Source organism: Streptomyces sulfonofaciens, assembly GCF_014656295.1.
Classification (GTDB): domain Bacteria; phylum Actinomycetota; class Actinomycetes; order Streptomycetales; family Streptomycetaceae; genus Streptomyces; species Streptomyces sulfonofaciens.
The window spans coordinates 124,566-149,350 of record NZ_BNCD01000017.1 but is presented as its reverse complement, the minus strand read 5'-3'; the positions used below and the strand labels follow the sequence as shown (position 1 = coordinate 149,350).

The 24,785-nt window shown below is 73.3% G+C and carries 19 protein-coding genes and 1 pseudogene; 10 read left to right on the top strand and 10 right to left on the bottom strand.

Going from position 1 to position 24,785, the window contains the following annotated elements:
* Positions 1-98: 98 nt before the first annotated feature.
* From IE313_RS25465 to IE313_RS25440, 6 genes are all read right to left on the bottom strand, one after another.
* On the bottom strand, positions 99-1,913 hold the full coding sequence (locus tag IE313_RS25465; RefSeq protein WP_373317062.1) for a ThuA domain-containing protein: 1,815 nt from the start codon (positions 1,911-1,913) through the stop codon (positions 99-101).
* A gap of 16 nt (positions 1,914-1,929) precedes the next feature.
* Entirely contained in the window at positions 1,930-4,362 is a 2,433-nt protein-coding gene (locus IE313_RS25460; RefSeq protein WP_189936112.1) for a PQQ-dependent sugar dehydrogenase, read from the bottom strand.
* A 573-nt stretch (positions 4,363-4,935) separates the two neighbouring features.
* A complete protein-coding gene (locus IE313_RS25455; RefSeq protein ID WP_189936110.1) occupies positions 4,936-5,286 on the bottom strand; it encodes an Asp23/Gls24 family envelope stress response protein in 351 nt (116 codons plus the stop codon).
* Positions 5,283-6,020 (bottom strand): Asp23/Gls24 family envelope stress response protein, encoded by a 738-nt coding sequence (locus IE313_RS25450; RefSeq protein ID WP_373317061.1) that lies wholly within the window; start codon positions 6,018-6,020, stop codon positions 5,283-5,285. Before IE313_RS25450 ends, IE313_RS25455 begins: the two co-directional genes overlap by 4 nt.
* Complete coding sequence (locus IE313_RS35485) at positions 6,011-6,598, bottom strand: RNA polymerase sigma factor (RefSeq protein WP_229924938.1); 588 nt, start codon at positions 6,596-6,598, stop codon at positions 6,011-6,013. The genes IE313_RS25450 and IE313_RS35485 overlap by 10 nt, the downstream gene beginning before the upstream one ends.
* Positions 6,599-6,942: 344 nt before the next feature.
* Positions 6,943-7,482, bottom strand: a complete 540-nt coding sequence (locus tag IE313_RS25440) for a cupin domain-containing protein (RefSeq protein WP_373317060.1) — start codon at positions 7,480-7,482, stop codon at positions 6,943-6,945.
* A gap of 361 nt (positions 7,483-7,843) precedes the next feature.
* Here IE313_RS25440 and IE313_RS25435 point away from each other — a divergent pair, with 361 nt between their 5' ends.
* Positions 7,844-8,818: an acetylxylan esterase gene (locus tag IE313_RS25435; protein WP_189936103.1), complete on the top strand. Its 975-nt coding sequence runs from the start codon at positions 7,844-7,846 to the stop codon at positions 8,816-8,818.
* A gap of 147 nt (positions 8,819-8,965) precedes the next feature.
* Here IE313_RS25435 and IE313_RS25430 read toward each other — a convergent pair whose 3' ends face one another.
* Positions 8,966-10,474 (bottom strand): MFS transporter, encoded by a 1,509-nt coding sequence (locus tag IE313_RS25430; RefSeq protein ID WP_189936101.1) that lies wholly within the window; start codon positions 10,472-10,474, stop codon positions 8,966-8,968.
* A 564-nt stretch (positions 10,475-11,038) separates the two neighbouring features.
* The gene (asnB, locus tag IE313_RS25425) at positions 11,039-12,880 is read right to left on the bottom strand and encodes an asparagine synthase (glutamine-hydrolyzing) (RefSeq protein ID WP_189936099.1); all 1,842 of its coding nucleotides are present in this window, start codon (positions 12,878-12,880) and stop codon (positions 11,039-11,041) included.
* Between the two features lie 367 nt (positions 12,881-13,247).
* On the opposite strand from asnB, the gene IE313_RS25420 reads away from it, so the two are divergent.
* The 8 genes and pseudogenes from IE313_RS25420 to IE313_RS25385 form a co-directional block, all read left to right on the top strand.
* A complete protein-coding gene (locus IE313_RS25420; protein ID WP_189936097.1) occupies positions 13,248-14,783 on the top strand; it encodes an ATP-dependent DNA ligase in 1,536 nt (511 codons plus the stop codon).
* Positions 14,784-14,861: 78 nt separating this feature from the next.
* A complete protein-coding gene (locus IE313_RS25415; RefSeq protein WP_189936095.1) occupies positions 14,862-15,356 on the top strand; it encodes an NUDIX hydrolase in 495 nt (164 codons plus the stop codon).
* A 262-nt stretch (positions 15,357-15,618) separates the two neighbouring features.
* Positions 15,619-17,013 (top strand): NADP-dependent succinic semialdehyde dehydrogenase, encoded by a 1,395-nt coding sequence (locus IE313_RS25410; protein ID WP_189936093.1) that lies wholly within the window; start codon positions 15,619-15,621, stop codon positions 17,011-17,013.
* A 137-nt stretch (positions 17,014-17,150) separates the two neighbouring features.
* Complete coding sequence (locus IE313_RS25405; RefSeq protein WP_189936091.1) at positions 17,151-17,387, top strand: DUF6213 family protein; 237 nt, start codon at positions 17,151-17,153, stop codon at positions 17,385-17,387.
* A gap of 346 nt (positions 17,388-17,733) precedes the next feature.
* Positions 17,734-18,222 carry a DUF3574 domain-containing protein gene (locus IE313_RS25400; protein ID WP_189936089.1) on the top strand — a complete coding sequence of 163 codons (489 nt, stop codon included), beginning with the start codon at positions 17,734-17,736 and terminating at the stop codon, positions 18,220-18,222.
* A gap of 137 nt (positions 18,223-18,359) precedes the next feature.
* On the top strand, positions 18,360-19,442 hold the full coding sequence (locus tag IE313_RS25395; protein WP_189936087.1) for a type III polyketide synthase: 1,083 nt from the start codon (positions 18,360-18,362) through the stop codon (positions 19,440-19,442).
* Positions 19,439-20,752, top strand: coding sequence for a cytochrome P450 (locus tag IE313_RS25390; RefSeq protein WP_189936085.1), 1,314 nt, complete (start codon positions 19,439-19,441; stop codon positions 20,750-20,752). The genes IE313_RS25395 and IE313_RS25390 overlap by 4 nt, the downstream gene beginning before the upstream one ends.
* Positions 20,753-20,843: 91 nt before the next feature.
* Positions 20,844-21,368 (top strand): annotated as a pseudogene (locus IE313_RS25385) (cupin domain-containing protein); the annotation flags it as partial.
* A gap of 514 nt (positions 21,369-21,882) precedes the next feature.
* On the opposite strand, the gene IE313_RS25380 reads toward IE313_RS25385, so the two are convergent.
* Positions 21,883-23,106 carry an acyl-CoA dehydrogenase family protein gene (locus tag IE313_RS25380; RefSeq protein WP_189936081.1) on the bottom strand — a complete coding sequence of 408 codons (1,224 nt, stop codon included), beginning with the start codon at positions 23,104-23,106 and terminating at the stop codon, positions 21,883-21,885.
* Between the two features lie 178 nt (positions 23,107-23,284).
* On the opposite strand from IE313_RS25380, the gene IE313_RS25375 reads away from it, so the two are divergent.
* Positions 23,285-23,929 (top strand): TetR/AcrR family transcriptional regulator, encoded by a 645-nt coding sequence (locus tag IE313_RS25375; RefSeq protein WP_189936079.1) that lies wholly within the window; start codon positions 23,285-23,287, stop codon positions 23,927-23,929.
* 156 nt (positions 23,930-24,085) lie between these two features.
* Here the strand turns inward: IE313_RS25375 and def are convergent, their stop codons facing one another.
* Positions 24,086-24,688 carry a peptide deformylase gene (gene def / locus IE313_RS25370; RefSeq protein WP_189936077.1) on the bottom strand — a complete coding sequence of 201 codons (603 nt, stop codon included), beginning with the start codon at positions 24,686-24,688 and terminating at the stop codon, positions 24,086-24,088.
* Between the last annotated feature and the right edge of the window lie 97 nt (positions 24,689-24,785).

Sequence of the window (24,785 nt, the reverse complement as noted above, 5' to 3'; positions counted from 1 at the left end):
GAACCGGGCCCTGCCGCACCCGCGCCCGTCGGGACGGCCGGGCACGCCCGGGACGGCTGCCGGGGCCCGGGCGGGCTCCGGCAGCCGTTCCGTACAGCTCAGTTCTCGCGCACCTCCTCGAACTGCGCCACCCACTCGGCGGTGCGGTCGAGATAGGCGGTCTCGGCCGCGTCGCCGGTCTTGCCGTAGGCGCCGTCGTAGGTCTGGTAGCCGTGCCCCGCGGGTGGGTCGCCGGCCGCCGGCTCGATGGGGCTGCCCTCGTGCCACTCGTTGAACGAGGTGACGGACACCCAGGTGGGTGAGCCGCCGATGGCGGGGTCGAGGGCGTTGGACCACTCCAGGTCGTAGGTCGCGCCGTTCCCGCGGCCCACGGTCGGGGTGGTGTTGCCGGGCACCGCGCGGTCGTCGACGTAGCCGGGTGCCACGGACGGCGACCAGACCAGGCCGTGCTGCCGTGCGTAGTCACCGGCGTTCTTCCAGCCGGGTGCGGTGGCCCCGGCGATGCCGTCGTAGGTGTACAGGCCGTTGAAGTGGCTGATCTTGCTGGTGTCGGTGGTCTGCGCGAGCACGATGTTGTCGCCGGTCACCGCGTCCAGGGCCGACCAGTCGCCGATCCGGAGGCTTTCGAAGACGTAGAACGCCGGGCGGTTGCCGTGGTCGGCGGACCGGTAGAACGCCGGGCTGTCCCCGTAGGCGGCGTCGATGTACCTGATGTCGTCGGCGACGGATGCGCCGGTGCGACCCTGGTAGGGCTCGATGTGCCAGGCCACCTTGACGCCCTCGGCCCGTGCGGCGTCCAGGACGACCCGGGCCAGATTGTCCTCGTAGCTGCCCCGGCCCCACCAACTGTAGACGATGACGCCGGCGCCCGACTGCCGTACCCACTTCATGTGCTGGGCCACGGCCCCGTCGGCGTCGCCCGAGTCGTAGGGACCGAGCTTCGGGTAGAGGTCGGCGCCGATGTCCTCGGGCGGCGTGTGCCCGCCCTGCTGCCAGTGGCGCCAGTCGCCGTTCACCTCCGGTGTGCCGTACCAGGGGTAGTAGAAGAGGTGGACGTCCTGCGAGAGCGCGCCGGGCTGCTGGGCGGTGGGTGGGCCGCAGTCCGCCCCGACCGCGCCCGCCGCGTACCGCAGCCCGCCGAGCAGCAGCGACCGGAAGGGGCTTTCCGCGAACGACTCGCGGGTGTGGCCGATGCCCGTGTAGAACGCCCGGCCCTGGCCCTGCGGGTGGCACCACGTGATGGGGTGGTCGCCGTTCATGGTGCCGCCGCTGTAGCTGGACTCGTCCAGGCTCTGCAGGACGTGCACGTCGGGCCGGGGGTTGGTGCGGAAGTTGTACCACTCGTCGGTCCTGGCCCACCGGTCGTCCAGGCCGGCCGTCGCCGGGTTGTCGTGGTCCTCGGTGACCACGACGGCCTGCTGCGGCGCCGGGTGGCTCTGGAACCAGGCGCCGACCAGGGTGCCGTAGTACGGCCAGTCGTACTCGGTGTCGGCGGCGGCGTGCACGCCGAGGTAGCCGCCGCCCCCGTCCACGTACGCCTGGAAGGCGTTCTGCTGGGTGTCGTCGAGGACGTCGCCCGTGGTGCTGAGGAAGACGACCGCCTCGTACTTCGCGAGGTTGCCGGAGGTGAAGGCGCCGGCGTCCTCGGTCGCCGTCACCGTGAAGCCGTTCGCGGCACCGAGTTCGGTAATGGCCTGGATGCCCGCCGGGATGGAGTCGTGCCGGAAGCCCGCGGTCTTGGAGAAGACCAGGACGTCGTAGCCGGCGTCGGCGGTGGCCCCCGCTCCGGGTGCCGCGAAGAGCGCGGCGAGCGCCAGCGCCGTGGTGGTGGCGATCCCTGCCGCGAGCCTGCGCATCACGTGCCCGCCCCGGCCGCGCCCGTGGTCCTTCGTGCGAGTGTCCGCTCGTCCCATGTCTGGTCGCCTCATGTCAGGAGCCGATCGTGAAGGAGTCGAGGTCGAAGAGGTTGCCCTGTCCCGAGGGGCCCCTGAAGACCAGATACAGGCCGGTCGACCCGGCCGGGCCGCCGGTCAGGTTCCCGGCGACGTCCCGGTAGTTCTCCCAGCCGCCCGTGGAGGGCACGGTGACGGTGCCGAGCAGGGTGCCGGCCGCCGATCCGGCCCGTACCTCCAGGGTGCCGCCGGGGCCCGCGGACGCGATGCGCGCGGTGAACGTCCTCGCGTTGCCGAGCGCGTACGGCGAGAAGGAGATCCAGTCGCCGTCGTCGGTGAAGCCGGCCGTCTTGCCGCCCTCCGCCGTGCCGTGCCCGGCGATCTCGATGCCGGACTGGTCGTCGAAGTGCTCGGCCTGGCGGTGCCGGGGCTGGAGCTTCCTGACGCTGTGCGTGGTCAGTCCGCCGGCGTCGGTGTACTCCGCGTCGAAGACGCCGTACAGGTTCGCCGCGCTGTCGTGCTCGCCGTCGGTGGGCAGCGCGATCGAGCCGGTGCAGCCGGTCCTGCTGGTGATCTGGTGCGAGTGGTCGTCATGGCCGAGCAGATAGGTGACCTTCACCCTGCCGCAGTCCACCGAGCCGTCCTCGGGGTCGCTCGCCTGCACCGAGAAGGAGACGGTGTCGCCGAAACCGAACAACTGGCCGTCCACCGGGTTCGCGAGGTTCACGGTGGGTGCGGTGTTGCCGGCGGTCACGACGAGGCTCGCGGTGCCGGTCAGGCCCTCCGGGTCGGTGACGGTGAGGGTCGGCGAGAAGGTGCCCTCGCTGGTGTACTGGTGGGTCGGGTCGGCCTCGGTCGAGGTCGCTCCGTCACCGAAGTCCCAGGAGTAGTGGAGCGCCGCGCCCTCCGGGTCCGAGCTGCCCGCGGAGGAGAAGTGCACGGTCAGCGGGGTCTTCCCGGAGGTGACGTCCGCGGCCGCCCTGGCGACCGGGTTGCGGTTGCTGCCCGCGACGTACTCGATGCGGTAGAGGGCCTGGTCACCGGCGCCGGTGCCGTAGTCGAGCACGTACAGCGCGCCGTCCGGGCCGAACGCGGAGTCCATCACCTGCGTGCCGCTCCACGGGAAGCTCTCGATCGTGCCCGGGGAGCCGTCGGCGTTGACGGTGATCGGCTTGATCCACTTGCGGCCGTACTCCTCGGCGAAGAACTTGCCGTTCAGCGACTGAGGGAACTTCACCTTGGACTCGAGGGAGGCGTCGTAGCGGTAGACGGGGCCGCCCATCGGGGACTCGGAGCCGCCGCCGAACTCCGGCGGGGACCCCGCGTCGCCGCCGTAGCGGATCCAGGCGGCCTGGGCCGGCGGCAGCTTCGTCAGGCCGGTGTTGCGCGGCGAGTTGTTGGTGGGGCCGCCGGCGCAGTCGTACTTGGCGCCGGAGGGCCCGCTGGGGAACGTGTACTCGTTGTACGTCTCGTCGGTGGTGTTGGTGCCGGTGCAGTAGGGCCAGCCGAAGTTGCCCGCCTTGGTGACGCGGTCGAACTCCACCTGCCCCCCTGGGCCGCGGTCGGCCGTCGTGCTGCCCGCGTCGGGCCCGTAGTCGCCGATGTAGACGATGTCCGTGGCCCTGTCCACCTGCATGCGGAACGGGTTGCGGAAGCCCATGGCGTAGATCTCGGGGCGGGCGTTCGCGGTGCCCGCGGGGAAGAGGTTGCCGGCCGGGATCGTGTAGCGGCCGTCCGCCTCCGGGTGGATCCGCAGCAGTTTGCCGCGCAGGTCGTTGGTGTTGCCCGCGGAGCGCTGGGCGTCGAACTGCGGGTTGCGTTCGGCGCGTTCGTCCAGCGGCGAGTAGCCCTGCGACTCGAACGGGTTGGTGTCGTCCCCGGTGGTCAGCAGCAGGTTGCCCTTGCTGTCGAAGTCGAGGTCACCACCGACGTGGCAGCACTGCCCGCGGTCGTTGCCGACCTCCAGGAGCACCTTCTCGCTGGCCGTGTCCAGCGTCCCGTCGGACTTCAGTACGAAGCGCGACAGGTTCAGGTGGCCCTTGAACCGGTCGAAGTCCGCGGTGGAGCCGTTGACCGGGGCGTCACCGTCGGGGGTGCTGAGCCGGGGCGAGTAGTACAGGTAGACGAAGTGGTTGTCCGCGAAGCGGGGATCCGCCGCGACGCCCTGCAACCCCTCCTCGTCATGGGTGTAGACGTTCAGCCTGGCCGAGACCTTGGTGTTGCCGTTCGCGTCGGTGAGCCGCAGGGTGCCGTCCCTGGAGGTGTGCAGGACGGACCGGTCGGGCAGTACCGCCAGCGACATCGCCTCGCCCAGTTCGTCCGGGCCGGCGGCCAGCTTGACCTGCTGGTAGTCGTCGGCGGGGATGTCCCGAGGCGCGCCGCTGGCCGGGAGGGCGACAGCGGCCCCTCCGGTGACGATCAGGGCCAGGGCCGTGATGAGTCTCCACCCTTTGCGGGGGTGTCGTGACATGAGCCTTCCTTCCTGACGTGCGTGGGGTGTCAGGCAAGGCGCGCGCCGGCCGCGCTTGCTCCTGTGTGCACTGTGCTGCCGCAGCGGTGGGACGCCCGAGACGTCCTGGGACGCGGTTGCGGAGACCTCCATCCCGCAGAAGTGACAAGCGACTTATTGCACAGAACGCAAAAGCTTTTACACGGCAGCTCAATTCTTTTGCATGCTCGCAATGCGGCTCAAGATTTGTCAAGGCTATGTCAAATTTCCGTGGCGATCGTGGTGTCGCGCACGGCCCCGAGGGCGGCGGTGGATACCAAGTGGGCCTGTCGGAGCCGGTCTTGAGGCGCAGTCGCAACCGGGGTCCCGTATACAGGAGTGCCCTTCCGGTGCTCGCGGAACACCTGGCACCGGATCGCCCCCGGACGGGCCCGCCCGCGGCGGTGCGGGCCCTGAATTCGCGGCCGGCCGGGTGTTCATGACCGCCTGCGCGGTCCGGCTTTCCTCCGATGGTCCCGCAGCGGCCGGCCTCGGACGGATTCCGCGGGCCGTCGTGCCCTGCGCGGATCCGCGGGCGGTCCCCCTGCGTCCCGGTCAGACCACGGCGGTGACCGTGACCGTGACGGCCACCGCGTCGCGCGCCCCGTGCAGCGCGGCATGGGCCGCCCCGTCGGCCGCGGCCCGCACGGCCCGGGTGACGTCGAGGGCCCGGTGTCCGCTGAGCGTGGTGACCTTCACCTCCACGTGCCAGGTGTGCCGGTCGGTGTCGAGCCGGGCGTGCACCCCGGGTACCTGTTCGCCGCGTCCCGCGGCGCGCACGAACCGTGCGGTCCCGTCCCGCAGCAGCCGCGGGAGCCGCGGGCTGAGGGAGGCGACACCGGGCACCCGGCCGGCCGCGGCGGCCACGGTCCGCTCGATCTCCTGGCGGGTGTCGTGCGGGGTCATCGGCCCGTGCCGCCCTCGGGGACCGGTCCGCCACCGGTCCCGGGTCCGCCGAATCTGCCGCCCGACCCATGGCCAGGGGCGGTGCCTGTGCCGGGGGCGGCGGCATAGCTGAAGGTGGTGCCGTGGGCCTGGCCGCTGTCGTCCAGGACGTCGGCGACGGTCACGTCGACGGCGTCGACCTCCAGGCCCAGTGCGCGGTGGGCGCTGTCCACCACCCGGTGCCGCACCGCCTCGGCCACCTCCTGAAGGTTCCGCTCCAGTGAGGTCACCACCTCCAGGTCCACCCGCACGGAGCCGCCCCCCGCCTCGGCCCCGGAGTCGGCCGGGCGCACCCGGCAGCTACCCGCGCGCACACCCGGCAGCGCGTCGACCGCCGCACGGAACGCCTTCGCCACCGCGGCCTCCACGATCCAGAGGTCCTCCTCCGCCCCGCCGAGCGGCAGCGCGGGGCCTGAGCGCACTTCCAGCCTGACCAGCTCCATCACCCGGGTCGTGAACGGGTCGGGATCGACGGCCGGCGACCGGTCCGCGCTCCGCGCCCGTTCGACGAAGCCGTCCAGCACCGTCAGCTCGTGGAGGGCGGCCGTGCAGTGCGGACAGGTGCCCAGGTGCGGATCCTGTGCGGCCGTCCCCGCGTCGTACGCCTCCCAGACCGCCCGCAGGGGGGTGCCGCAGGGCAGCGCCTCGTCGTCCCCGGTGCCGTCCGGCGGCACCTGTCTCCCGTTCACCGCCATGCCTCCATGGCCGTCGTGAGGTGCCGCCTGGCCCGGAAGATCCGCCCCCGGACCGCCTGGCGCCCCACTCCCACCGCCTGTGCGATCTCGTCGTACGACAGGTCGTGCAGCTCCCGCAGCACCCAGCAGGCGCGCTGCTCCGGAGACAGGTCCGAGACGGCCTCGGCCAGGGCGCGCATGGCCGCGTTCGACTCGGCGAGCCGCTCGGGCGAGGCCTGGTACTCGGGCGCGGCGGGCTCCGGTACGGCCTCCAGGCCGGTGGCGGGCCGCCTCGCACGCAGTTGGTTCAGGCAGCGGTTGGTGACGATGCGGTACATCCAGGTACGGAACGCCGCCTGGCCGCGGAACTCCGGGAGCCGCCGCCAGGCGTTGACGAAGGCGTCCTGGACCGCGTCCTCGGCCTCCGCACGGTCGCCCAGCATGCGGGTGGCCAGGCCCAGCAGTGCGGGGCCGTGCCGGTGCACCAGGTCCTCGAAGGCGTCCTGGTCGCCTTCGCGTGCGCGCGCCACCAGCAGGGCGTCGTCGGGCGCGTCGTCCTGCCGCTCCCGGCCGGCCGGCTGTGTGGCCTCCCGCCGCAATGGGCCGCTCCTTTGCCTGCGCCCTGCATGGTGTGCAGGACCACGGTGACAGGCCGCGCGGCACGGAGCGCGCGGCGCGCCCGTGCGGCACCGGATGCCGTCACTCCTTTGGCGCCCTCCACGCGCTGCGACCGACCGGAGCGAGGGCCACCGCGGGCATGGGCGGCCGGAGGCCGGAGGAGGCCGGAAGAGGCCGGCGCACGCGGGCAGCACGCGGCCGGCACGCACGGCCCTGGGCAGCCCGGAGCACGTGAGCGGCGGCCACCGGCTGGAGGGGACGGGCACAGGTGGGCGGCGCCCGCACGGCAGGCACCGGCCGGTGTGTGCCGTGCGGGCGGGGGCGGTCACCCGGTGGGCAGCCGCTCGCCGCACCGGGAGCAGTAGCGGGCGTCGCCCTCCAGGGCGAGCCGGCCGCATTCGGTGCACACGCGGTGCAGCAGGCAGGCCGGCTCGCCGCCCTCCGCCACCGGGGACGGCGGGCGCCTGCGCTCCGCGGCCGGCGCGGCGCGCGCCGCCTCGCTCGTGCCGCCGATGGCCAGGCCCGGGCGGCGGCGGTGCGCGGTGAGGTAGACGAGGCCCCCGGGCCCCGCAAGGACGGCCCTGCGTGCGCCGTGCGGCAGCCAGGCCACGAAGCCGGGCCGCAGTTCCTGGGCGCCGGTCTCCGTGCCGAGGCTGCCGTCGCCGGCCACGACGCACACCAGCACGTCGAGGTCGGCCTCCACGTGCTCCGGCACGCCCTCGCCGGGGGCGAGGCGGATCAGGTTGGCGTCCAGTTGCCTGCCCTGCGCGGTCAGCCTCCACAGGGCACCGCCGCGTTCGGCTGCCGGGTCGTCGAGCAGCCGGCCGGCCTGGGCGAGCACGCCCGGTACCGAGGGGGTCGACACGGTGTTCCTCCGGTGGGTCGGGGTGGCCGCGCCGCCGGCGGGCGTCCTGCGGCCGCATGCGGATGCTACCCGGGCGGCCCGGCCGGTCCCACCGGGTACCACGGGCGGACCCGCCCCAGCGGGCGCGCCCGGGCCGGTCGCCGGGGCGCGGCCGCCGTCGTCCCGACGTCTGCCGCCGGGCCCGGGGCCGGGTGGTCTGCCGCATCCGGAGCCGGGGCTCCTGCCGGGCCCGGAGCGGCGGCCGGGGCCGGGGGCCGCGGCGCGGGGCCGGGGCCGCGATCCGGGGCCGGGGGCACTGCCATCCCCAGGCCCGACGTCGTACCGTGCGCATGGCCGATTGTCCATCTCAAGGCGGTTCCGCATGGCTCTGTTCGATCTGTCCCTGCCCCAACTCCGCGACTACCGCAGCGCGTCCGTCGAGCCCGAGGACTTCGACGCGTTCTGGGCCAAGACCCTCGCCGAGGCCCGCACCCTCCCGCTGGACGCCCGCTTCGAGCCGGTGGACACGGGCCTGCGCACGGTCGAGGTGCACGACGTGACGTTCGCCGGGTTCGGCGGCCATCCGGTCAGGGGCTGGCTGACGCTTCCCGCGGGGACGGCCGAGCCGCTGCCCCTGGTGGTGACGTTCGTGGGGTACGGCGGCGGGCGGGGCCTCGCGCACAGCAACCTGCTGTGGGCCTCCGCGGGCTTCGCCCATTTCGTCATGGACACCCGTGGCCAGGGCAGCGGCCACAGCCCGGGCGACACACCGGACCCGGCGGGCAGCGCGCCGGCCCACCCCGGATACATGACCCGGGGCATCGAGGACCCGCACGAGTACTACTACCGGCGGGTCTTCACCGATGCCGTAAGGGCCGTGGAGGCCGCCAGGTCCCATCCGCTGACGGACGCCGCGCGCACCGCGGTGACCGGCATCAGCCAGGGCGGCGGCATCACCCTGGCGGTGGCGGGCCTGGTGCCCGACCTGGTGGCCGCGGCGCCCGACGTCCCCTTCCTGTGCGACTTCCCGCGGGCCATCAGGCTCACCAACCGCGACCCGTACCGCGAGGTGGGCAGGTACCTCAAGGCGCACCGGGGGCGCACGGAGCAGGTGGCGCGGACGCTCGCCTACTTCGACGGGGTGCACTTCGCCTCCCGCGGCCGGGTCCCGGCGCTGTTCTCCACGGCGCTGGAGGACGAGACCTGCCCGCCGTCCACCGTCTTCGCGGCGTTCAACGCCTACGGGCACTCCGAGAAGTCGATCGAGGTGTACGACTTCAACGACCACGAGGGCGGCGGTCCGTTCCACGAGGCGGCGCAACTGCGCTGGCTGCCGCCGCTGCTCCGCAGGGGCTGAGGCCACCGGGCGGGCGGCGACCGGCGGATCCGCCCGGCGCCGCCCGCCCGCGGCCCGCGGGCCCCAGCGGGGGCAGCAGACCGGCCGGGCGCAGTGGACACGGCGGGGGCGGCGGGCGCAGCAGACGGATCGGAGCGGGCAGGCGGATCAGGAACGGCGCCGCAGGGCCCGGTCGGTGACCGTGAGGACGATCAGGAGCACTCCGAGCACCCCGGCGGCCATCCCCATCAGGTGCAGGCCCGCGTCGTTCGCCCGCTGCCCGTAGGCGAGTGCGATCAGGCTGGACGCGGTGATGGCACCGATGTACTGGGCGGTGCGCTGGAGTCCGGCCGCCGCGCCGATGTCCTGGGCGGGGGCCTGGGACTGCACGGCAGCCTGGTTGCTGGTCCCGATCAGCCCCTGCGGAATGCCGAAGCACGCACCGACGAGCAGCAGGACGACCAGCGGGGTGGCGCCGCCGACGAGCGACAGGATGCCCGCGCCGATGGTGAGCAGGATGCTGCCGACGGTGAGCGGGGCCCTGATGCCCTTGGTGCGGGCGCCGAGCAGCGAGCAGACCAGCGCGCACACCGACATCGGCAGCATCAGCAGGCCCGTGTGCCCCGACGAGAAGCCCCTGCCTTCCTCCAACCACTGGGTGTAGCCGTACATCACGCAGTAGATGAGCAGGTAGCCGACGCCGTGCCGCAGATAGGTACGGGCGAGGGCGGTGTTGCGGGCGAGCATGCGCAGGTCGATGAACGGATGCGCGCAGCGCAGTTGCCAGGCGACCAGCGCGCTGCTCAGTACGGCGAACGGGGCGAGCAGCCACCACATCGGGTGCGCGAGGTCGAGCAGGAAGAACACCAGCACGGTCAGCGCGGTGGAGAACAGTCCGATGCCGAGCGGGTCCATGGCCGCGCCGGGCCTGCCGCCGGCCCGGGAGGCCGCGCTGCCCGCGGGCGCGGCGGCGCCGGCGGCTGCCGCCCCGGTCCGGGCGGACGCCGTCCGCGGTGGGTCGGCGGGGATCCAGAAGAGGGCGCTGACGAACGCGATCAGGGCCACCGGCACGTTCACCGCGAAGATGCCGCGCCAGCCGACCGCGGTCACCAGCAGACCGCCGAGGGTGGGGCCCACCGCGGCGCTGCCGAGCGCGGCGAAGGACAGCCGCGCGAGTACCGGACGCGGTGTGGCGCGGCCTATCCTGCGGGACTCGTCGCGCAGCACCGACATGGCCGCGGGATAGGCCGCGGACGTGCCGATGCCGAGCAGCAGCCGGGAGACCACCAGCCAGCCGAACGTCGGCGCCAGGGCTCCGACCAGGCCCGAGGCCACGACCACGACGAGACCGGCGAGGAACACCCGGCGCGGCCCGAGCACGTCCGCGAGCCTGCCGAGCACGGGCTGGGCGACGGCGCTCGCCAGGTAGAGCACGGAGATCAGCCAGGCGGTCTGGGCGGCGCCGATGCCGAAGGCATGGCCGATCGCCACCAGAGCGGTGGAGATCATGGTGGTGTTCAGCGGGTTGAGCAGGGAGCCGAGGAGCAGGGGCGCGGTGAGCCGGGCGCTGAAGCCGCCGTCCCGCGTGCCGGGCCCCGCGCTCCGCGCCTGCGCCGGGCCCGCGGCGCCCGCAGCCTGCGCGGACCGGGTCCGCAGGTCCGTGGTGCGGCCACGCATCACCGGCTCACCCGGCCGTGCCGACGGCCCCGCCGGGCGCCCACGGCGCGGTTCCGGGAGCCGTGCGGGAGTGCGGTCGGATGTGTGCTGCATACACTCAGCATAAAAGATAGGCAGCCTAACTGCAAAGTTAACCTGTCTAATATGATCCCCGACACACGGGCGCCGCCACGAGTCGGACGCGCTCGCGCCGCACCCGGACCGACCACGCGCGCGATCACTCACGGGGACCTGCGGCTCCCTGCGGGCCCTCCGCGCCGGCACCCCCCGGGCGCCGAAGGCCGATCAGCGACGAGAGCAGCAGCGCGATCGCCCACCCCGCGGAGTGCCGCGTCCCGCACCCGCCGGCCCGGCCGAGGACGCGCCGACAACGACGCGGCCCCGGCCGGGCCGGCGGGTGCGGGACGCGGCTCGGAGACGGACATGGCCCGACTCTCCGTCCGCCGTCCGCGGGCCCGCGCGGCCGTCCGGGGCGCGTGACCGCGCCGCGCGCACCCGGCCGGGGCCCGCGCCCGGCCGGGGGCGTTCCCGGCCGGGCGCCGGTCCCGGCCGGGTGCGGTGCGATCAGCTCAGGACGAGTTCCGGCTTGTACATGTCCAGCCAGAGCGCGAGGTCGAGCGTGCGCTCCAGGCCGCGCCGGGACGCCTGGCTGATCTGCGGGGCGTCGCGGAACGCGGCACGCTCCACCAGGCCGGCGTCGATGACGTCGAAGACCTGGTGGGAGGGGCGGGACAGCAGCTCCTTGGCATGCTCCTGGAGGGCGATCGCGTACTTCGGGTCCTGGGTGGACGGGTAGGGGCTCTTGACCCGGTCGTACACCGAGCGCGGCAGCAGGTCGGCGGTGGCCTCGCGCAGCAGGCTCTTCTCCCGTCCGTCGAACGACTTCAGGGACCAGGGGGTGTTGTAGACGTACTCGACGAGGCGGTGGTCGCAGAACGGCACCCGGACCTCCAGCCCGACGGCCATGCTGGCGCGGTCCTTGCGGTCCAGCAGCACCCGCACGAAACGGGTCAGGTGCTGGTGGCAGATCTTGCGCATCCGGAACTCGAAGTCGCTCTCGCCTTCGAGCCGCTGCACACCGGCTATCGCCTGCTGGTAGCTGTCGGCGATGTACGCGCCCAGGTCGAGCGACGCGGTCAGGTCCTTGCGCAGCACACCGGCGTCGTCGCCGAAGTGCTGCTGGAAGCGGACCAGCCAGGGGAAGGTGTCCGCCTTGCGGGCCTCCTCGTCGAAGAACTGCAGGTAGCCGCCGAACACCTCGTCCGCGGACTCACCCGACAGGGCCACCGTGGAGTGCTCGCGGATGGCCTTGAAGAGCAGGTAGAGCGAGGCGTCCATGTCGCCCAGGCCGGCCGGGATGTCACGGGCGCGGATCACCCGGGCCCGCACCTCGGGGTCGGCCAGCGCGTTGGAGTCCAGCACGATGTCCCGGTGGTCGGTGCCCGACTCGCGCGCCACGTCGTGCACGAACGGCGTGTCAGGCGTCAGGCGCAGCTCGTCGGCGACGAAGTTCTCCGCCTGGCCGACGAAGTCCACCGCGAAGCTGCGCACCCGCTCGCCCTGCTCGCCGAGCATCCGGGCGGCCAGTGCGGTCATCGCGGACGAGTCGAGGCCGCCGGAGAGCAGGGTGCAGCGCGGCACGTCCGAGACGAGCTGACGGCGCACGATGTCGTCGAGCAGCTCGCGCACCCGCGCGATGGAGGCGTCGCGGTCATCCGTGTGCGGCCGGGTCTCGAGCTGCCAGTAGACGTGCCGGCGCAGGCCGGTGCGGTCCACGGTGACGACCGTGCCGGGCTCCACCTCGTGCATGCCGTCCCAGACCGCGTGGCCGGGCGTCTTGACGAAGGTGAACAGCTCCCGCAGGCCGTCCAGGGTGACCCGGGAACGGGCCAGCGGGTTGGCCAGGATGGCCTTGGGCTCGGAGCCGAACAGCACGCCGTCCGGCGTCTCGTAGTAGTAGAAGGGCTTGATGCCCATGCGGTCGCGGATCATCACCAGCTTGTCGCGCCGGGCGTCCCAGATCGCGAAGGCGTACATGCCGTTGAGCCGCTCGGCCACGGCCTCGCCCCACTCGAGGTAGCCGTGCAGCACGACCTCGGTGTCCGAGTCGGTCTTGAACCGGTGGCCGCGGCCGGTCAGCTCGCGGCGCAGCTCCGTGAAGTTGTACGCCTCCCCGGAGTAGACGAGGGCGACGGTGCCCTCGGGCGTCTCCTCGCTCATCGGCTGGCGGCCGCCCGGCAGGTCGATGATCGCAAGCCTGCGATGTCCGAGCCCGGCGGGCCCGCCGATCCACGTACCCCGGTCGTCGGGGCCCCGGCAGGACATCGTCTCCGTCATTGCATCCAATGTCTCGGCGGAAGCCGCCAAGTCACGGTCGAAGGAGACCCAGCCGGTGATGCCACACATCCCGTTTCCTCCCGATCATGATTCCACGCCCGGACCTCGGGCACCTCAATGACCAGGGGCGATGCCCCCGAGGCTGCCGGACCGCGGAATCAGTTGTATCCAGCACCTATGTTACGAGCGTGGGTCACGGGGGCTACGAAGGTCAACGTGGCCTTGACAACCCCGGCCCCGTTACCGCTGCATTCCAGCCGTCCACGGTTCCGCACCCCGGGCACCGGGGTCTTCCGAGCCCCCGCTCCCCCAGGGCCGCGGTGGCGCCCACCCCGCCGGACCCACCGCTATCAAGCCATCGGCAAAAGTTTCCTCAACCCGCCGGGCACACCGGCACGGCTGGGCGCCACGGCGAGCGGGGGTGCACGATGGCTGCATGCTGTTCGCCCGGCTGGCCCAGGTCTCCCGGGACGTCGCCGCCACCTCGGCACGGTCCCGCAAGACCGCCCTGCTGGCCGAGCTGTTCCGGGACGCCGAGCCCGCGGACGTGCCGGTGGTCATCCCCTACCTCGCCGGCCGGCTGCCGCAGGGCCGGCTCGGCATCGGCTGGAGCGTGCTGCGGCACCCGGTGCCGCCCGCACCGGACCCGGCCCTGACCGTGCGCGAGGTGGACGCCGCCCTGACCCGGCTCGGTACGGTCGCCGGCGCCGGCGCCGGCGCAGAGCGCCGCCGCCTGGTGGCGGCGCTGCTGGGCGCGGCCACGGCGGACGAGCAGCGCTTCCTGATCGGACTGCTCACCGGCGAGGTGCGCCAGGGTGCCCTGGACGCGCTGGCCGTCGAGGGCCTCGCGCAGGCCACCGGCGCACCGGCGGCGGAGGTACGGCGGGCGGTGATGCTGGCGGGCTCCCTGCCGGCGGTGGCCGAGGCACTGCTGGCCGGTGGCCCGCGGGCGCTGGAGGACTTCCGGCTCACCGTGGGCCGCCCGGTGCAGCCGATGCTGGCCAGGAGCGCGGCATCGGTCGGCGACGCGCTGGACCGGCTCGGACCGTGCGCGGTGGAGGAGAAACTGGACGGCATCCGCGTCCAGGTGCACCGGCAGGGCGGCACGGTGCGCGTCTACACCCGCACCCTGGACGACATCACCGAACGCCTGCCCGAGGTCACCGCCGCGGCGCTGGAGTGCGGGGCCGAGAGCTTCATCCTGGACGGCGAGGTGCTCGCGCTGGACGACGACGGCCGCCCGCGCGCCTTCCAGGACATCGCGGGGCGGGTCGGCTCCCGCCTGGACGTGGCGACGGCGGCCGCGGCGCTCCCGGTGTCACCGGTCTTCTTCGACGCGCTGTCCGTCGACGGCCGCGACCTGCTGGCGCTGCCGTTCGACCGGCGCCACGAGGAGCTGGCGCGGCTCGTCCCGGAGCCGATGCGGGTCCGGCGCACCGTGGTGCCCGACCCGGCCGACGGCCCGTCGCGCCGTGCCGCGGAGGCGTTCCTCGCCGAGACCCTGGCGCGCGGCCACGAAGGCGTGGTGGTCAAGGCCATGGACGCCGCGTACCGCGCGGGCCGGCGCGGCGCCTCCTGGCTGAAGGTCAAGCCCGTGCACACCCTGGACCTGGTCGTGCTGGCCGCCGAGTGGGGTCACGGCAGGCGTACCGGCACGCTGTCCAACCTGCACCTGGGCGCGCGGGCTGCGGACGGCTCGTTCGCCATGCTCGGCAAGACCTTCAAGGGCCTGACGGACAGGATGCTCGCCTGGCAGACCGAGCGGCTGCGGGCGCTCGCGCTGGACGACGACGGCCATGTGGTGACGGTCCGTCCGGAACTGGTGGTGGAGATCGCCTACGACGGACTCCAGCGGTCCACCCGGTATCCGGCGGGTGTCACGCTCCGCTTCGCGCGGGTGGTGCGCTACCGGGAGGACAAGACCCCGGAGCAGGCGGACACGGTGGAGACGGTCCTCGCCGCGCACCCCTGACGCCAGGCTGGCGACGCCCGGACGCCCCGCGCGACCGCGGCCGGGGCCCGGGGCACCGCGAGCCCCCACACTGGAGGCATGACGGAGAAGCGCAGCGCCGGGCTCCTGCTGTTCAGGCCGGCGCCCGAGGACACCGGCCGAGGGGCGGCGGACCGTGCGGAGGTCCTGCTCGGCCATATGGGCGGCCCGTTCTGGGCGCGTCGCGACGCCGGCGCGTGGACCCTGCCCAAGGGCGAGTACGAGCCGCCCGAGGAGCCCTGGGAGGCGGCCCGCCGCGAGTTCGCCGAGGAGCTGGGGCTGCCCGCGCCGGACGGCGAACCCGTGCCGCTGGGCGAGGTCCGGCAGTCCGGCGGGAAGGTGGTGACCGCGTGGGCCGTGCGCGGGGACCTCGATCCGCGGGCGGTGACCCCGGGAACGTTCACCATGGAGTGGCCGCGCGGCTCGGGCCGCACCGCCGCCTTCCCCGAACTCGACCGGGTCGCGTGGTTCCCGCTGGCGGGGGCCCGCGAGAGGATCGTCAAGGCCCAGACCGCGTTCCTGGACCGGCTGGCCGAACACGTCGCCGCGCGCTGAGGCCCGAGCCAGGCCGGCGACCCGCCGCGCCCGCGCCACCGCCGGCCCGGCCGTCCCCGCGCCGCACACGGGCCCGCGCCGCACACGGGCCCGCGCCGCACGCCGCGCCCGCGCCCGCACCGCGCGCCGCCCCGGCCCCTGCCGTGCCGCCGCGCATGGGTCGCGTGCGGGCGGGTACGCGGGGCGTCCCCGGACGCGGCGCGTTTGCGGACTCCCGTGCGCCGGGTCAAGGTCGAAGTACCGGCTCCAGGAGGTCGTATCCATGCCCATCGCGACGGTGAACCCGGCCAGCGGCGAGACGCTGAAGACCTACGACGCCCTGAGCGCCGCGGAGGTCGAACAGCGGATCGCGACCGCGGACGCGGCCTTCGCCGCCTACCGCAACACCACCTTCGGCGACCGTGCGGTGCTGCTCGGCCGCGCCGCCGACCTGCTGGAGGAGGACCAGCAGGACGTCGCGCGCGTCATGACCACCGAAATGGGCAAGCCTCTCGCCCAGGCCCGTGCGGAGGTCGCGAAGTGCGTCAAGGCGATGCGCTGGTACGCGGGGCGTGCCGAGTCCCTGCTCGCGGACGAGCACCCCTCGGCCGCGGACGTGGCGGACTCGGGGGCCGACCGGGTCCGGGTGGTGTACCGCCCGCTGGGCGTGGTGCTGGCCGTGATGCCGTGGAACTTCCCGCTCTGGCAGGTGGTCAGGTTCGCCGCGCCGGCCCTGATGGCGGGCAACGTGGGCCTGCTCAAGCACGCCTCGAACGTGCCGCAGACGGCGCTCTACCTGGAGGACCTGTTCCGCAGGGCCAGCTTCCCCGAAGGCTGCTTCCAGACCCTGCTCATCGGGTCGGGGGCGGTCGAGGACGTGCTGCGCGACCCCCGGGTGGCCGCGGCGACGCTCACCGGCAGCGAGCCCGCGGGCCGCTCGGTGGCGTCGATCGCCGGGGACGAGGTCAAGAAGACGGTGCTGGAGCTGGGCGGCAGCGACCCCTTCGTGGTGATGCCGTCGGCCGACCTGGAGCAGGCCGCGCAGACGGCGGTGACGGCGCGCGTGCAGAACAACGGGCAGTCCTGCATCGCTGCGAAGCGGTTCATCGTGCACACGGACGTCTACGACGAGTTCACCCGGCTGTTCACCGACCGGATGCGGGCGCTGCGGGTGGGCGACCCGATGGACGAGGACACGGACGTCGGGCCGTTGTCCAGCGAACGGGGCCGTGCGGACCTGGAGGAGCTGGTCGACGACGCCGTGGGGCGGGGGGCCGCGGTCCTGTGCGGCGGGCAGCGGCCCGAAGGACTCGGCGAGCGCGGCTGGTACTACGCCCCCACGGTGCTCGCGGACGTCACCGACGCGATGCGCATCCACCACGAGGAGGCGTTCGGGCCCGTGGCCTCGCTCTACCGGGTGCCGGACCTCGACGCCGCCGTACGGCTGGCCAACGACACGCCGTTCGGACTGAGCTCCAACGTCTGGACGCGTGACGACGGCGACGTGGCGCGCTTCGTGCGCGACCTCCAGGCCGGTGGCGTGTACGTCAACGGCATGACCGCCTCCCACCCGGCCCTCCCGTTCGGCGGTGTCAAGCGCTCCGGCTACGGGCGTGAGCTGTCGGGGCACGGCATCCGCGAGTTCTGCAACACCACGACCGTCTGGCAGCGGGCCTGAGCGGGCCGCGGGCCGGGAACCGGGCGCCCGCGGCGCACCCGGTTTCCGGCACGCCGCCCGGCACGCGCGCTGCTGCGCGTCGCACGCGCCCGGAGCGGTTACGATCCACAGGGTCGTCGTCCTCCCGGGAGGGTCCAGTGGGTCGTGAAGTGACACCGCCCCTGATCATCGACCACCACGGCCAGTTGCACGTGGCGGCCGCCGACGTCAGCAAGCTGCTCCGTGCCGTCGGGGGCCACTGGCTGCACCTGGTGCACTCCGGGCGGGACGACCTCGACGAGGACACGGTGGCCACGCTCACCATCGAGCTGGCGAAGCTGGCCGACCGCATCGACGTGGCGTGCATCGCGCACAGCAGCGGCAGCCGCGCCTGAGGAGCGGCAGCGGCGCCCGAGGGCGAGCCGGCGGCACGCGGCGGTGCCGGACGCCAGGCCCACGCCCGGCGTCGCCACGCCCGTACCCGCGACCGCCACACCCGCGCCGCCAGGCCACACCCAGGCGCCGCCACGCCCGTGACCGGGATCGACCACGACGGAACGGTCACGATCGAGCCCGTATCCATCATGACCGGTGGAGCCGGTTGTCCTAGATGACTGTCTTGTGAATATATACACCAAACCAGTGGTTTGACCGTCAGCTTCCGAACGTGGGGTATCCGCGGCCTTCGCTCCTTGCCACAGTGGGCGACACCCAGCCGACGAGCAGTGAGGATCCCCGAAGATGCGGTTCCGTCACCCGCGTACGCGCCTGGCCATCGCAGGTGCGGCGTTCGCCGTACTGACCGTCGCGGTGCCCGCCACCTACGCCGTCCTCGACGATCCGCCGCCCGCCCTGGCGCAGCGCTCCCCCGCCAGGGCCGCGGTGCCGTTCGCACCGGTGCAGACGTACGGCGGGGTCGGACTGCTGCTCGGCAGCGGGCGCCCACACGGCGGTCCGCCGGGCATCGACCGGCGGTTCGCGCCCTTCGCCGACCGATGGGCGGCCTCGGGCTGCGCGCGGGACCTGACGGTGCGGCACGACCACGGGCGGTGGCGGCACCGCCCGGGCGGCATCGACCGCAGACACTACGAACTGATCCTGCTCCACCCCGTGCCGAGCGCGCGCTCCCGCGCCGCGCTCGTCGAGGACATCCGCCGCGTCTGGGAGCGGCGGTACGGACAGGACGCGGAGGCAGGCCGGGACCGTCCGACGCCGGCCGACCTCCGCTAGAGCGCCGCGGCCCGTTCCTGCGGCCCGCGGCCCGCGGTGTTCCCAATCTGGAGTAGTCCGGCGCGATATCCACGCCGGCTCAGGAGATCGTGGGGACACCACCTTCACACTCGGGGGGCGAGAGAAGGCTCACGCTTATGGCCACCTTGTGCAAACCAACGGTCTCCGTGCCGGAACACGTCATCACCATGGAGGAGACGCTCGAACTCGCGCGGGCCCACCACGCCAACCATCCCCAACTCCCCCTGGCCCTGCGGCTCATCGGGAACACCGGCGTACTGACCCGGCACATCGTGCAACCCATTTCGGAGACCCTGAAGCACCCGGGCTTCGAACAGCGCAACAAGCTCTACGAGGCGGAGGCCAAGGCGCGGGTGCCCGGCGTCGTGCTGAGCGCCCTGGACGACGCGGACCTCACCCCGGCCGACATCGACGTGATCATCTACGTGTCGTGCACCGGCTTCATGATGCCGTCGCTGACCGCCTGGCTGATCAATGTGCTCGACTTCCCCAGCAACACCCGGCAGATACCGATCGCCCAGCTCGGCTGCGCCGCCGGTGGTGCCGCGATCAACCGCGCCCACGACTTCTGCACCGCCTACCCGGAGAAGAACGCGCTGATCGTCGCCTGCGAGTTCTGCTCGCTGTGCTACCAGCCGACCGATCTCGGCGTGGGCTCGCTGCTCTCCAACGGGCTGTTCGGCGACGGGATCGCGGCGGCCGTGGTGCGCGGCAGCGGCGGTACCGGTGTCCAACTGGAGCGCAACGGCTCCTACCTGATCCCGAAGACGGAGGACTGGATCGCCTACGACGTCCGTGAGACAGGGTTCCACTTCCTGCTGGACAAACGGGTGCCAGGCACCATGGAACCGCTCGCTCCCGCACTCAAACAGCTCGCGGGACTCCACGGCTGGGACGCCTCCGACCTGGACTTCTACATCATCCATGCCGGTGGCCCGAGAATCCTGGACGACCTCACCAAGTACCTTCGGGTACCGCCCAAGGCGTTCCGCTTCAGCAGGGAGACGCTCACGGAGTACGGGAACATCGCCAGCGCCGTCGTCCTGGACGCGCTGCGCAGGCTGTTCGAGGAGGGCGGCGCCGAGCACGGCGCCCGAGGTCTGCTCGCCGGATTCGGCCCGGGCATCACGGCCGAGATGGCACTCGGCCGCTGGACGTCCGCCGACCGTGTCCCCGCCGCGGTGGAGGTCACCGTATGACCGACGACACGACGACCGGGCCGGCGGTCCTCGACGACCCCGCGGAGGACCCCGCGAGCGCCCCGGCGGACGACCCGGGCGACCGCACGGCACGGGCTGCGGCCGGTGCCGATCCCCGGGATCTGCCGCCCGTGAGGTTCTGGCCCGCGCTCGACCTGACCGCAGTGGACTTCGACCCGGTGCTCGCCGAGCTGATGCGGGAGGGCCCGGTGACCCGGATCCGGCTGCCCAACGGCGAGGGCTGGGCCTGGCTCGTCACCCGCCACGACGACGTGCGCATGGTGACCAACGACACCAGGTTCAGCCGTGCGGCGGTCATGGAACAGCAGGTCACCCGGCTCGCGCCGCACTTCATCCCGGTACCGGGCGCGGTGGGCTTCGCCGATCCGCCGGACCACACCCGGCTGCGCAGGGCGGTGGCCCCGGCGTTCACGGCACGGGGCGTGGAGGCGGTGCGGCAGCGGTCGGCGGCCGCACTCGACGCTCTGGTGGACGCGATGATCGCGCAGGGGCCGCCGGCCGACCTCACGGAGCGCGTGCTGAGCCCCTTCCCCATCGCCGTCATCTGCGAGCTGATGGGCGTCCCGGCCCAGGACCAGGAGCGGATGCACACCTGGACCCAACTGATCCTGTCCTCTTCGCACGGCGCGCACCTCAGCGAGCAGGCCAAGGACGAGATGGCGGCGTACTTCACGGACTTGGTCCGCGAGCGCCACGACAGCACGGCCGAGGACGTCACCTCCCTGCTGGGCGCCGCGGTCGGCCGGGGCGAGATGACCGTGGAAGAGGCCGTGGGACTCGCGGTACTGATCCAGATCGGCGGTGAGGCGGTCACCAACAACAGCGGGCAGATGTTCTACCTGCTGCTGACCCGCCCGGAGCTGGCGGAGCGGCTGCGCGCCGAGCCGGAGCTGCGCCCGGGGGCCGTGGACGAGCTGCTGCGGTACATCCCGCACCGCTCCGCGGTCGGCCTGTCCCGGATCGCCATGGAGGACGTGGTGATCAGGGGGGCGCAGATCCGTGCCGGCGAGCCGGTCTACGTCTCGTACCTGGCCGCCAACCGCGACCCGGACGTCTTCCCCGACCCGGAGCGTATCGACCTCGAGCGCAGTCCGAACCCGCACGTGTCCTTCGGGCACGGGCCGCACTACTGCCCGGGCGGGATCCTCGCCCGGATGGAGACCCAGTTGATGGTGGACACCGTGCTCGACCGGCTGCCGGGGCTGCGGCTCGCGGTGCCGCCCGAGGAGGTCCCCTGGCGCCGCGGTGCGCTGATCCGGGGACCGGAAGCCCTGCCCGTCACATGGTGACCGGCGCCCGCCCACCCCGGTGACGGGGCCTCCTGCCGCGCCCGCGGGGTGCGAGGAGGCCCCGGCCGGCGACCAGCCCCCAGGGAGAACCATGACCGCGCTCACCCCGCCCGAGGGCCTGCTGGTGCCGCCGGGACACGGCCGCACGGTGCGAACGCCCGCCCAGCAGGTGACGTTCAAGGTGACGGGCTCGCACTCGCGCAGCGCGTCGAGCTTCGAGGTGATGGTGCCGCCCGGCTTCGACGTGGGGGCTCATGTGCACACCAAGAGCGAGGAGCTGTTCTACGTGCTCGAGGGCGAGCTCGACGTGCTCGCCTTCGAGCCGCGGGTGCGCACCCCCGACCGCTGGCAGCGCTGGGAGTCGACGTCGGGCAACCGGGTGGTGCGGGCCGCGCCGGGGACCGTCATCCTGGTACCGCCCGGCTGCCCGCACGCCTTCGCCAACCCGACCGGAAGCCCCGCGAAGATGTTCTTCCAGGCCTCGCCGCCGCCCGACCACGAGCGGTACTTCGACGAGCTGCTGGAGATCCTCTCGGGCGGCGGCCCGCCCGACCACGCCGCCATCGAGGAACTGCGGCGCCGCTACGACATCGAGCAGTTGACACCACTGCGGCACGGCCCGCCGCTCGAAGGGTGGCAGTCGCGGCGTACCCCGAAGGAGAACAGCCCGCCGGCCCCGGCGTGACCCGGCGCCCCGGCGCACCTCACGCACCCCACGCACCCCACGCACCCCACGCACCCGGCCGGCTGCGCCGGAAGGCCCGGAGGACCCGGCAGGTTCCGGAGGACCCCGGCAGGTTCCGGAGGACCCCGGCAGGTTCCGGAGGACCCCGGCACCTGCGTCGGCGCTTGCAGGGCGAAGGCGCGGGGGCCGCCGCACCGCCCACCGGTGCGGGGGCTCCGTGGTCACACGCGGCGTGTTCGAGCACTCTCGGCGCGCAGGGACAACGGGCGGCGCGTTCGCGTGCGGCCTCCACCCTGCGCCCGGATCGTGGAGGCGGCCTTCTGCCAGGCGCGGGTGTTTCCCCCAGGCACGCCAACGGCTTCCGGCAGGCGCCCACGGCCCCTCCCGTCTCCGGGGAGGGGGCCGCGTTGCGGCGACGCTCCGCGCGTGTCCTGCTGCTCCCGCCTCAGCGGATCGGCATGCCCGACAGGGTCCGCGCGATGACCAGGCGCTGGATCTCGCTGGTGCCTTCGAAGATCGTGTAGATCGCCGCGTCGCGGTGCATCCGCTCGACCGGGTACTCCCGGGTGAAGCCGTTGCCGCCGAGGATCTGCACCGCCTGGGCGGTGACCTGCTTGGCCGCCTCGCTCGCGAACAGCTTCGACATCGATCCCTCGGCCGACGTGAACGGCCTGCCGTTCGCCGCCATCCACGAGGCGCGCCACACGAGCAGCCGCGCCGCGTCGATACGGGTGCGCATGTCGGCGAGCTGGAAGGCGACGCCCTGGTTGTCGATGATGGGGCGGCCGAACTGCTCACGGGTCTTCGCGTAGTCCAGCGCAACCTCGTAGGCGGCACGCGCGGTGCCGACCGCCATCGCTCCGACCGCGGGGCGGGACGCCTCGAAGGTGGCCATGGCGGCGTTCTTGAGCCTCTCGCCGCCCTTGGCACGCTCCCGGGCCCGAGCCAGGCGCTCGTCCAGCCTGTCCTTGCCGCCCAGCAGGCAGGATCCGGGTATCCGCACGTCGTCGAGGACGACCTCGGCGGTGTGCGAGGCGCGGATGCCGTGCTTCTTGAACTTCTGCCCCTGGGACAGGCCGGGCGTGCCGGGCGGGACGATGAAGGAGGCGTGCCCCTTGGACCCCAGCTCGGGGTCGACGACGGCGACCACCACGTGGACGTTGGCGATGCCCCCGTTGGTCGCCCAGGTCTTGGTGCCGTTCAGCACCCACTCGTCCTTGGCCCCGTCGTACACGGCGCGGGTGCGCATCGAGGCCACGTCGGACCCGGCGTCCGGCTCCGACGAGCAGAACGCGGCGACCTTCACGTCAGAGGCGTCGCCGTACATCTGCGGGATCCAGGTGCCGATCTGCTCCTCGGTGCCGTTGGCGAGCACGCCGACGGCCGCGAGGCCGGTGCCCACGATGGACAGCGCGATGCCCGCGTCCCCCCAGAACAGCTCCTCCATGGCCATCGGGAGCCCGAGTCCGGTGGGATCGAAGTACTGCTGCGCGTAGAAGTCCAGGGAGTAGATGCCCACCTTGGCGGCCTCCTGGATCACCGGCCAGGGCGTCTCCTCGCGTTCGTCCCACTCGGCGGCCGCGGGACGTATGACCTGGGCGGCGAAGCCGTGGACCCAGTCCTGGACCTCCTTCTGCTCGTCGTTGAGTTCCATGGTGAACTCCGCCATGTCCCCTCCTGGGCCTCTCCGCCATGCATTACCTGCGGTAACGGGAGTCTGTTACCGGCCGGTAGCCAATGTCAACTCCCGGCGCCCCTCCCCCGCCCGGCAGCGCGTTCGAGGTCGACCGCCGGACAGGTGTTAGTTTGCGCAGGCGTCACCGACTCAGCACGGGCGGGGAGAAACCATGGACACCACACAGCGGACAGAGCCGCAGCGCTCCCCGGAGCAGCGGCGCCGCGAGCTGCTCGAGGCAGCCGACCGGGTGGTGCTGCGTGACGGGCCCGGCGCCTCGATGAACGCGATCGCCGCCGAGGCGGGCATCACCAAACCGATCCTCTACCGCCACTTCGGCGACAAGGGGGGACTGTACGCCGCCCTCGCCAAGCGCCACACCGACGCCCTCCTGGAGGCGCTGCGCGCCGCGCTGGACGCGCCCGCGGAGCGCCGCAAGCGGGTCGAGGCCACCCTCGACACCTATCTGGCGGCCATCGAGGCCCGCCCGCAGGTGTACCGGTTCCTGATGCACCCCGCGGAGGCCGGGTCCCAGAGCGAGGGCGGCTTCGACGTGGGCCGGCACTCCGCCCCCCTGCTGCGCCGCCTCGGTGAGGAACTGGCGAAGGTCATAGAGGAGCGCGTCGACCTCGGCCCTGCGGGCGACCGGCTGGCGCGGGTGTGGGGCCACGGCATCGTCGGCATGATGCACGCGGCGGGCGACTGGTGGCTCGCCGAGCGCCCGTGCTCCCGCGCGGACCTGGTGCACAGCCTGGCCGACCTGCTGTGGGGCCGGCTGGCCGCCGCGGGCGACGTGGCGGGCGGCCCCCGCTTCTGACGGGCGGGGCCGCCCGCCGGTACCCGCCGGGTCCACTCCGCCGATCGGCCGGAAGGACGGCGCAGCGGCGGCCGGACGGCCCCGTCCGGCGTTCGGGGACCGGGCCGCGGGTCGCACACCGGGCCGTCAGGGCCGCCCGGCGGCGCCTCTGGACCCTCAGGGCACCGGAAAGGTACCGGCAGGGGCCCGAAGGGCGGACGAGGCGGCCGGGTCCCGGGGCGCTCGCCCCTGCGAGAAGCGCTCCGCCGCGCGCAGCGCACGCCGCCGGCGCCATCCGGTGACCCGCTCCGTGTACACGCTCCCCCCGAGGTGGTCCACCTCGTGCTGCAGGCAGCGCGCGAAGAAGCCGGTGCCGTGTATCCGCACCGGCTCGCCGACGACGGTGACGCCCTCCACCACCGCATGGTCGAACCGCGGTGTACCCGCTTCGAAGCCGGGCAGCGACAGGCACCCCTCGGGACCGCGCAGCACCTCTCCGTCCGCCGCCACCAACCGCGGGTTCACCACGTGCCCCAGATGGCGCCGCTCCTCGTCGTCCGGACAGTCGTACACGAAGACCCGCAGGCCCTGTCCCACCTGGTTGGCGGCCAGTCCCACGCCCTGGGCCGCGTACATTGTCGCGTACATGTCCTCGACCAGCCGGGCCAGCGCCGGGCCGAAGTCGGTGACCTGCGCACACGGCGTGTGCAGCACCGGGTCCCCGAACAGGGACAGCGGTCGTACGCGCCCTCCGGCGCCCGGGATCGAGCCGTGTCGCATGGCCGTAAGAGTACGGTCCGACTCGCGCGCGGCCTCCCGTGCCCGGTCAATCCGATCCGTAATGGTGCCGTTGTTCTGGCCTGTGACCGGATCTCGA